Origin of the sequence: Aneurinibacillus terranovensis DSM 18919, from assembly GCF_000430625.1 — a bacterium.
Lineage (GTDB): Bacteria > Bacillota > Bacilli > Aneurinibacillales > Aneurinibacillaceae > Aneurinibacillus_B > Aneurinibacillus_B terranovensis.
Genome location: NZ_AUMJ01000044.1, coordinates 50,364 through 58,969, shown reverse-complemented (window position 1 = coordinate 58,969; position 8,606 = coordinate 50,364). Strand labels below are relative to the sequence as shown.

Below are 8,606 nucleotides of genomic sequence, written 5' to 3'. Positions count from 1 at the left end.
CTGAGGGAATCACTATTGTTTTCTTTTCCTCAGGGTACTTAGATGTTTCAGTTCCCCTGGTGTGCCTCTGCCCATCCTATGAATTCAGATGGGAGTCCTGCCCCATTACGGGCAGGGGGTTTCCCCATTCGGACATCTCCGGATCCAAGCTTACGTACAGCTCCCCGAAGCGTATCGCCGTTCGTCGCGTCCTTCATCGGCTCCTAGTGCCTAGGCATCCACCGTGCGCCCTTTATAGCTTAACCCGATCTTCTCGCTCCTCCTGCCGCTCTTGTTCGATACAAGCAAAATTAAACCTAAAGGCAGTTTGGATTTTTCCTATTGCGCTTTGTTTTTTCTGTATCCAGTTTTCAAGGTACATCAAAGAAAAAGTGAAGAAATTTTTTATCCTTGTTTTCCTCGTTTTGTTTCACTTATTAAGCTGCCGCATCTTGTAGCGACATTTATTAATATATCACACGTACAAGAAAGAAGCAACTCTTTTTTATAGAGATAAAAATGGTTTTAGATGAGAAAAATCCCAATGAAAATGAAGAACCCCGGTGAATATCACCGGGGGCTTGAGGGAGATAACTTACTTCGTAGCGTTTTGCTGCGCCGCGTTGTTAGCAGCTTTCATTTGAGATTGCTGGTTTTTCTGGCGAACAGCCTGAGCGTTCGTTTCACTGCCAAACTCAACATCGTTAAATCCTGCCGCATTCACGCCTGCTGCATTAGCTCCTGCTGCAGTACCTGCAGTAGTTCCCGCTGCTTGAGCAGTCATGTTTTGCTGGCGCGCATCTGCGTTAGCATTGAAGTTGTTATTGCGTTTTGCCATGATTATCACCTCCCGTATTTAAAATGCCCCTTTCAATAAAAATTACACAAATTTATTTTTCCAATTGCGCACAAGGATTTCTTTTTTCCCCTTACTGAACTGCTTGATTTCATATTCCCGGCGCATCGCATCCCTTTTGTCCGGCACCTCTTCAACATAAACAAGCTCGACAGGCCCCCTGCCGCGAGTATAACGGGCTGCTTTTCCTTCATTATGTTTTTTGATTCGCTCTTCGACATTTGCCGCATATCCTGTATATAAAGATGAATCTTTGCAGCGGATGATATAAACATAATACATAATTCTGACAAATCCTTTCTCAATTACTTCCCACAACGTATAATCAATATCATACAATAAAATTAAATGAAATTTTAGAAGAGAGGTAATCCACATGCTACAGCAAAAACTGGTGGAACGCGTACTGCAGGCCGCGCTCTCACACGGGGGAGATTTCGCGGAAATTTACGTGGAAAACAAAATCGAACAACACCTTTCCATGGTAAAAGAAAAAATCGAAAAGGCCCGTTCAGGGCAGGACTTCGGGATCGGGATTCGCATTTTTAACGGCGTGGATTATCTATATACATACACGAACAATGAAGAGGAAAATCATTTAATCGAGATTGCCGCCCTCCTCTCTCAGGCCGCTAAAAACCGGCAGACGGTCAACCGGACCATCACATTTAAGAAAGAATTGATCGTGCCCCGCCATATCGCCACCATTGATCCACGGGTGGTGTCCATTGAACGAAAAAGGGATGTGCTATCCCGGGTCACCAGGCATGCCTTCGACTACCATAAATCGGTCAGCCAGGTAAAAGCCAGCTATTTCGATGAAACACAGCGGGTGCTGATCGCCAACTCTGACGGACTATGGGCCGAGGACAAACGGGTAAGAACCCGCCTGTTTGTCGAAGTGATCGCCGCAGACCAAGAGCAAAAGCAGCGGGGTTACCTGGCACCGGGCGCATCGAAAGGGTTTGAGTTCTACTCCGAGATCGATCTCCGCGATATCGCAGAGACGGCGGCCGATAGCGCCGTACGCATGCTCGAAGCCAGACCGTGTCCTGGCGGAAAAATGCCTGTTGTGATTGATAACGGGTTTGGCGGCGTTATTTTCCATGAAGCATGCGGGCACGGAATGGAAGCGACCGCTGTTGCCAAAGGAAACGGCCCATATGCCGGTAAGCTCAACCAACAGGTCGTAAGCGAAAAAATATCAGCAATAGATAATGGAACGATTCCGAATGAATGGGGCTCGCTTCATATTGACGATGAAGGCACACACACCCAGCGCAATTCGCTTATAGAAAAAGGAATTTTAAAGGGCTATTTAATCGACAAGCTCGGCGGACGGAGGTTGGGTATGGCCCCGACCGGCTCAGCCAGACGGCAGTCGTACCGGTTCGCCCCGACTTCGCGCATGACGAACACCTACATTTTGCCGGGCACAGATAAACTCGATGATATGATCGCGGGAACCGAATACGGCCTCTACGCGAAATCGATGGGCGGCGGCAGTGTGAATACGACAACGGGCGATTTTAACTTCGCGGTGCTTGAAGGCTATATGATTGAAAATGGTAAGCTGACGTATCCGGTAAAAGGGGCCACGTTAATCGGCAATGGCAGGCAGACCATGTACGATGTCGACATGGTTGGAAATAACTTTAAACCCGGACAGGGAATGTGCGGCTCGATCAGTGGTTCCATACCGGTAAATGTCGGCCAGCCGGCCCTGCGTGTATCCCAACTGACGGTAGGAGGAAGCCAATCATGATCGAGCAGTTATTTTCCCTTGCCAAACAAAAGAATATTAAGGATTTGGAAATCCTTACGAGCCAGGGACAGAACTTCAGCGTACAGGCGTATGAAGGGAAAATTGAGTCGTATAAAAAGACGAATACCGGCGGCATCGGAATCCGGGGAACTTTTAATGAACGGACCGGTTACGCGTATACCGAGAGAGTGAAACCTGAGGAATTCGATAATCTGATTGACATGCTCAAGGCGAATGCCTCACTTATGGACGAAAAAGAACCGCTGTTTCAGGTAAAACAGGAAGGTCATTGGCGTGACATTAAACCCGAACTGCCCGACGACAAACAAATTGAACTTGCACTGCAGCTAGAAGCGGAAGCGGGCCAGGCGGAAGAAGTTTCCTCTGTCTCCTATGCGCTTGTAAGCAGCGGGCACGCGGTGCGCCGGATTGCCAACACGTATGGAGTAGACAAAACTCACGAATCAAATTACAGCATGGTTTATCTCTCCGTTGTAGTAAAGCGCGGCGCTGAAGTTGAAACGGACGGCGCATATTATACTGGTGATATCCGACAGTTTTCAAAGAGGGAATTAATCGAGGAAGTGGTCGGAAAAGCGCGCCGCAAGCTCGGCGGACGGCCGATTAAAACGGGCAGCTACGCGGCCGTTCTCGATCGTAAAATTATTTGTTCTCTTCTATCGACATACAGCGGCGTGTTTTCCGCCCGCAGCATTCTGCAGGGAACGTCAAGGCTCGAAGGAAGGTTGGGAGAAAAATTATTAGGCTCCCTTACCCTGCTCGACGATCCGGATACAGGATATGAACAAGTGCCGTTTGACGATGAAGGGGTCAATACGGAGAAACTCTACCTGGTTCGGGACGGTGTCTTGGAAAGCTATCTGCACAGCCTGCAATCAGCAGTAGACATGAAGCAGACCCCGACCGGCCACGGAATCCGCAGCTACAAAGGAACCGTGCAGATCGCGCCGCACCGGATGCAGATACCAAACGGGGTTGTCCCGCTTGAATCATTATTTTCCACGATGCACAACGGGCTTTACGTTACGGATGTCCAGGGGTTGCATTCGGGGACGAATATTGTCTCCGGGGATTTCTCACTTGCGTGCCAGGGCCACTGGATAGAAAACGGGCAAATTATTCACCCGGTAAAAGATATTACGATCGCCGGGAACTTCTTTGATCTATTTGCGGCTATCGAACAAAGCGCGGACGATTTCAAATTCTCGCCGCCCGGTCCTAGCCAGTACGGCGCCCCTTCTATTCTATTTCCCCACCTGTCTGTTTCAAGTTAACCGATAGAAAAAACCTCGTACATTCCATTTGGTGGAAGTACGAGGTTTTTGATTAATTGCCGAGACCGGGTTGCACCGGAGTATTCGCTGCCGCCGGATTGGCCGGGGGCGATGCGGGCTGTTGAGCCGGAGCAGGTGTGCTCACGGCATTTTTAAGCTTCCAGCCTAAATCAGATTTTTCAAGCGTAATCGTAAGTATATAATCCTCACTCTTCGTTGTATTCGCCGGAGAAGCCGTGAACGTCCGCGTAATAAGCGCCTGTACCACAGCCGTCGTATCCTGTTTCTGCTTCAATATAACTTCCTTTAACTTGTCCGCGTTTGGGAAACCGATCGGATTTTTGTTCCCCCACGCATCCTGCAGCCGCTTGACCCTATCGTCTATGTAGTCCTGCGTCGCATAGGGTGCCATATTGTGCTCGTATTGTACAATAATCATCTGTTTCGCTCTATCGTCGACATTCGGTGTATTTAAAATGTCCATGCTTGCGGTATACGTGCTCTCAAACGCGCTCGCCGCCTGCTGCTGTTCGTAATATCCGAGCAGGGGCAGGAGCGATTCGTCAACCGGCGCGCTGCCTAAAAGCGAAATTGTTTTTTGTAAATTGTTATTTTGATTCGTTTCATTTTTCACTTGCTGTCTTGTATCGTTCAGTTGTTTTTTAACATTATCCAGTTCCGTTTTCAATGCCTGGTTCTCATGTTCAATCACTTTTGTATTGCATCCTGATGTTAAAAAACTTACCGATAGGAAAAGGGCAATAGCCCCTAATCTAAACCGTTTTTTCATATACTGCCGATCTCCTTTGTTCATCTTCCCATCACTATAAGCTCACGTACAACCTATATTGTAACAGGAAAGCAGCAGATACGTAATAAAAAAATAGTAAGACGCAATTTAGTGTATAATCGTTCGTTTGTTATTTTTTATAAATGCCAATTCTTTGACTTTTTCTTTATTAAACAGGACATCCAGTTTGTTAGGCCCTACACTGTAGAAAATATATTTTCCTTTATATTTTTCATAGACTTCTTTATTGGAAGTACGATGTCCGATAATTACGTCGGCCCCGGCATCGATCATGTCATGGGCTAGTTGACGCTGGTAATCTTCCGGCGCTTCCTGATTTTTCTTCCCCCAAAAGACGGACACAACGAGTACATCAGCCTTCTCCTTTGCCTTCTTAATATCGTTGAGCGGGTGGGATCCGTACGCATCAGCCACGCCAGCTTCCATCCGGGTCGCTTTCCATGATATATCAGGAATGAGGCGTGAAAAAGACACAAAGCCATAGTTTACGTTGTTTTTCTGTAAAATGACGGGGGAAAACGCTTTGTCTTTCGTCCCGTAGCCGAGTGTGGTTATGTGGTGATTATGCAAAATAGACAACCCCTTGTCCACCTCTTTCCGGCTCTGGCCGTTAAGGATATCATTGTTTGCCAGGTCAACCGCAGTCCGAGTGCGCGTGCTCGCATCGGACAGCCAGGACGGCATATCGGAATCGGGTTTAAATCCTTTAATGGGTATCAGCTGAAAATCACATGGCGGAGCCGGGTTTACTTTGGCCGCGTAAAAAGAAGTATCGCCAAACATCACCATTCGAAATCCAACGCCAGCGGACGGATGTTTGGACTGTCCACCTGTAGAATCTGTAGAACCTGTTGATGTCCCTGCAGTGTTTGAAGCGTTGGCAGAAAAAAGCTCGCCGACAGTTTTTTCGTTCTGAACCGGCTGCTTCTTGTTCACAATATCGTCTACTGACGGATTCATCCGGAACTGGCTTGCACTTTTCATGGCCTGCAGCATCCCAATCGATTTATACCCGCCAACCCCGAGCGCCAGGAGTGCGACAATCCAAACAGCAAAGACGAAACCCCGTTTTTTTCTGACAGTCGGCATTTCCTGATACGATAGCAACGAATTGGCATTGATATCGTAAAAAGTGAGCAGTTTATCGACTTCCTCAACCGTAATCGGGATTGTCCCTTCTTCAATTCTTTTCAACCGCTCATGGTCAATTCCTGTTTCCTGTTCGATTTCCTGCAGGGTTATGCCCAAATCAAGGCGGTACTCGTATAATTTTTGCATAAGCAGATACAAATCTTCACTCATTGTAGGAAACCCCTTAGTAAAGAAAACTTGGCCAGCGCCAAGCGAAAGGCGCAGGCGATAGGTATAACCTTAGATTAAACGAGGATGCGGCCGCATTCATCGCAGCGGACGATGTCTCTGCCTTTACGCCATTCATTCATTTTGGCAACGGAAAGCGGCAGGAAACATCCCATACACGATCGGCGCTTCACTTCCACCACCGGGTCTTTGATCGCTTCTCCTATTTTTTCGTATAAAGCGATCGCCTCAGGAGAGATTGACTGCACAAGTTCCTCCACTTTTTCTTTCCATACTACCTTCTCCTGGTGCAAATCCATTTCTGTATTGAACCGTTGTTCCATAAACCGTTCGTATTCTTTCCGCGCCATCCACAACTCCTGCTGTGCGAGAGCCAGCTCAATTTTACCGTCTATATCCTCATCGGACGGTTCCCCGATTTTTGCGACTTTTTCTTCGTACTTCCTGCATGCGGCTAACAGTTTGTCTTCTTCCTCCTTCAAACTGAGTAAGGAGTTTTCAATTTTCGTGATTTGTTTGTTTGCCTGGTGCAGTTCTAACAATTTTCTAGACTCAAGCATTTCTCTTCTCTCCTGCTCCATCTTTCTGTTAATCTATACTTCGCTTTTATAAGCTTTTTAGTCTTTTATACACTTTTATAGAAATGTAAAAGGGTCGGTATTCACTCTGGAGATAATCACTTCGGTGGCGAGCTTATCCTCTTTGATCTTTTGCTCCAGAATCTTTTTTACACCCTCCTTCATTACTTTTTCTACGTTGTGCCCGGGATCGACCAGGGACAGCCCTCCCGCCATCGCGTCATGCGCGGTATGGTAATAAATATCCCCTGTAACAAGTACATCCGCACCGCGGAAAACCGCCTTTGGCACAAAGCTGTTGCCGTCGCCGCCGAGCACGGCCACCCTGCTTACTTCCCGGTCAAGCGGGCCTACAACACGCAATCCCCGGACGTCGAACGCTTCTTTCACCTTTCTGGCAAAATCGCCGAGCGGCATCGGGCGGGGCAGTTTGCCGATTCGACCGATGCCCCATGTCGTCCCAGCCTGCTCAACCGGATAAATGTCGTAGGCTACTTCTTCGTACGGATGCGCTTTCACCATTGCTTTGATCACCTTGGCCTGTATTTCCTCCGGCATAATCGTTTCCATCCGAACTTCCTCCACCTGGGTAAGCTTGCCCTGTTCGCCGATATACGGGTCGGTTCCTTCCCGTGGAACAAAAGTACCGGTACCCTTTACAACGAAAGAACAGTGGCTGTAGTGGCCAATCCAGCCTGCTCCTGCCTGTGCCATTGCCTCACGTACCGCGTCCAGGTGGAAAGCAGGCACATATACGACAATTTTCTTTAACTTTTGTTCGTGCCACTTCTCCAGTATGTCCACATCTATTAATCCCAGGGCTTCAGCCATCAAATCATTGATTCCACCCTCGGCCACATCAAGATTGGTATGGGCGATGTAAACGGCGATATCATGCTTAATCAGCTTCTCATACAAACGACCGGCCGGTAAATCGGTGCGCAAATTTTTTAACGGGCGAAAAATGACCGCGTGGTGCGCTACGATTAAATCCACCCCTTGCGCAATCGCTTCGTCCACGACCCCTTCCAGGATGTCAAGGGTCACCATAACCTTTTTAACTTCTTTGTTTAACGTCCCAACCTGCAGGCCGATTTTATCTCCTTCCATCGCTAAATGTTTAGGTGCAAACGTTTCGAAATATTGAATTATGCGTTGTCCGCTGGCAAACATTCGATAACCCCCTCGATCCATTTGATTTTTTCAGTAATTTCCTGTTTTTTACGTTCCGTCTCCGGCGCTTGGGACTTCATCATGCTGCGTTGAATGAATAGCAGCTTATTTTTCTCTTCCTGCCATTTTTTCCGAAGAACCGGCGACTTTTCCCTCCATAAAAAAGGGCCGATTTCGAGCAGTTCGGGAAACGTGCGGTCCTGGCCAGTGTAAGGGGCTTTTCCATCTCCGGGGACGGCCCGCATGATTTCATAGATAACGTTGTCTTCCTCTATGATTTTTTCTGCTGTAATTTCCCATCCATTGTTCATTAGCCAGCGCCGCACAAGCGGGGCCGCTACATTCGGCTGCAGAATGAGTTCCTTTATATTTAATCCCTCAAGGCCAGCGCCGAGAATCGAGACGATTAAGCTTCCGCCCATTCCGGCGATACATACCGTGTCGGCCTCGCCGGGGTGAACAACAGCCAAACCGTCACCAAGGCGAACCTCAATGTTTTCCGTCAAACCTGCCGCACGCACCTGTTTTGCAGCCGATTCATAAGGTCCTTTATTCACCTCACCGGCAATGCAAAAAGGAGAAATATTTTGTTCAATTAAATAGGTGGGGAGGTAAGCATGGTCTGAGCCGATATCGGCTGCCCGGTGACCGGGCGTGACCATGTTTGCAATCGTTTGTAAGCGTTGAGAAATTTCAATCATACTAATCTCCTTATTTATCCGTTCCTACCCTAGCTTACCATTGTCGGTGAAACATTCACAATATGAGAGAGTGAAAAAAGCTGTTTGAGTTTTTTCTCAAACAGCTTTGCCGTTGCCGTACCCCTTTT

9 protein-coding genes and 1 rRNA gene are annotated in these 8,606 nt (G+C 47.8%); 2 read left to right on the top strand and 8 right to left on the bottom strand.

Annotated elements, in window-relative coordinates; translation table 11 throughout:
* From H525_RS0108420 to H525_RS0108405, 3 genes are all read right to left on the bottom strand, one after another.
* Positions 1-245: ribosomal RNA gene (locus H525_RS0108420) — 23S ribosomal RNA — on the bottom strand; the annotation flags it as partial.
* Positions 246-574: 329 nt separating this feature from the next.
* Complete coding sequence (locus H525_RS0108410) at positions 575-817, bottom strand: hypothetical protein (RefSeq protein ID WP_035100402.1); 243 nt, start codon at positions 815-817, stop codon at positions 575-577.
* Between the two features lie 42 nt (positions 818-859).
* Complete coding sequence (locus H525_RS0108405; protein WP_027415849.1) at positions 860-1,117, bottom strand: GIY-YIG nuclease family protein; 258 nt, start codon at positions 1,115-1,117, stop codon at positions 860-862.
* 94 nt (positions 1,118-1,211) lie between these two features.
* Between H525_RS0108405 and H525_RS0108400 the strand changes: the two genes are divergently transcribed.
* Complete coding sequence (locus H525_RS0108400; RefSeq protein ID WP_027415848.1) at positions 1,212-2,600, top strand: TldD/PmbA family protein; 1,389 nt, start codon at positions 1,212-1,214, stop codon at positions 2,598-2,600.
* The gene (locus H525_RS0108395; RefSeq protein ID WP_027415847.1) at positions 2,597-3,895 is read left to right on the top strand and encodes a TldD/PmbA family protein; all 1,299 of its coding nucleotides are present in this window, start codon (positions 2,597-2,599) and stop codon (positions 3,893-3,895) included. Before H525_RS0108400 ends, H525_RS0108395 begins: the two co-directional genes overlap by 4 nt.
* Before the next feature lie 52 nt (positions 3,896-3,947).
* Here H525_RS0108395 and H525_RS0108390 read toward each other — a convergent pair whose 3' ends face one another.
* The 5 genes from H525_RS0108390 to H525_RS0108370 all read right to left on the bottom strand — a co-directional run bounded on the left by H525_RS0108390 (position 3,948) and on the right by H525_RS0108370 (position 8,478).
* On the bottom strand, positions 3,948-4,685 hold the full coding sequence (locus tag H525_RS0108390) for a hypothetical protein (protein ID WP_027415846.1): 738 nt from the start codon (positions 4,683-4,685) through the stop codon (positions 3,948-3,950).
* A gap of 108 nt (positions 4,686-4,793) precedes the next feature.
* Entirely contained in the window at positions 4,794-6,008 is a 1,215-nt protein-coding gene (locus H525_RS25470; RefSeq protein ID WP_027415845.1) for a CapA family protein, read from the bottom strand.
* A 74-nt stretch (positions 6,009-6,082) separates the two neighbouring features.
* Positions 6,083-6,586, bottom strand: coding sequence for a C4-type zinc ribbon domain-containing protein (locus H525_RS0108380; protein WP_027415844.1), 504 nt, complete (start codon positions 6,584-6,586; stop codon positions 6,083-6,085).
* Positions 6,587-6,661: 75 nt separating this feature from the next.
* Positions 6,662-7,777, bottom strand: a complete 1,116-nt coding sequence (locus tag H525_RS0108375) for a Nif3-like dinuclear metal center hexameric protein (protein WP_027415843.1) — start codon at positions 7,775-7,777, stop codon at positions 6,662-6,664.
* Complete coding sequence (locus H525_RS0108370; RefSeq protein ID WP_035100400.1) at positions 7,753-8,478, bottom strand: tRNA (adenine(22)-N(1))-methyltransferase; 726 nt, start codon at positions 8,476-8,478, stop codon at positions 7,753-7,755. The genes H525_RS0108375 and H525_RS0108370 overlap by 25 nt, the downstream gene beginning before the upstream one ends.
* Between the last annotated feature and the right edge of the window lie 128 nt (positions 8,479-8,606).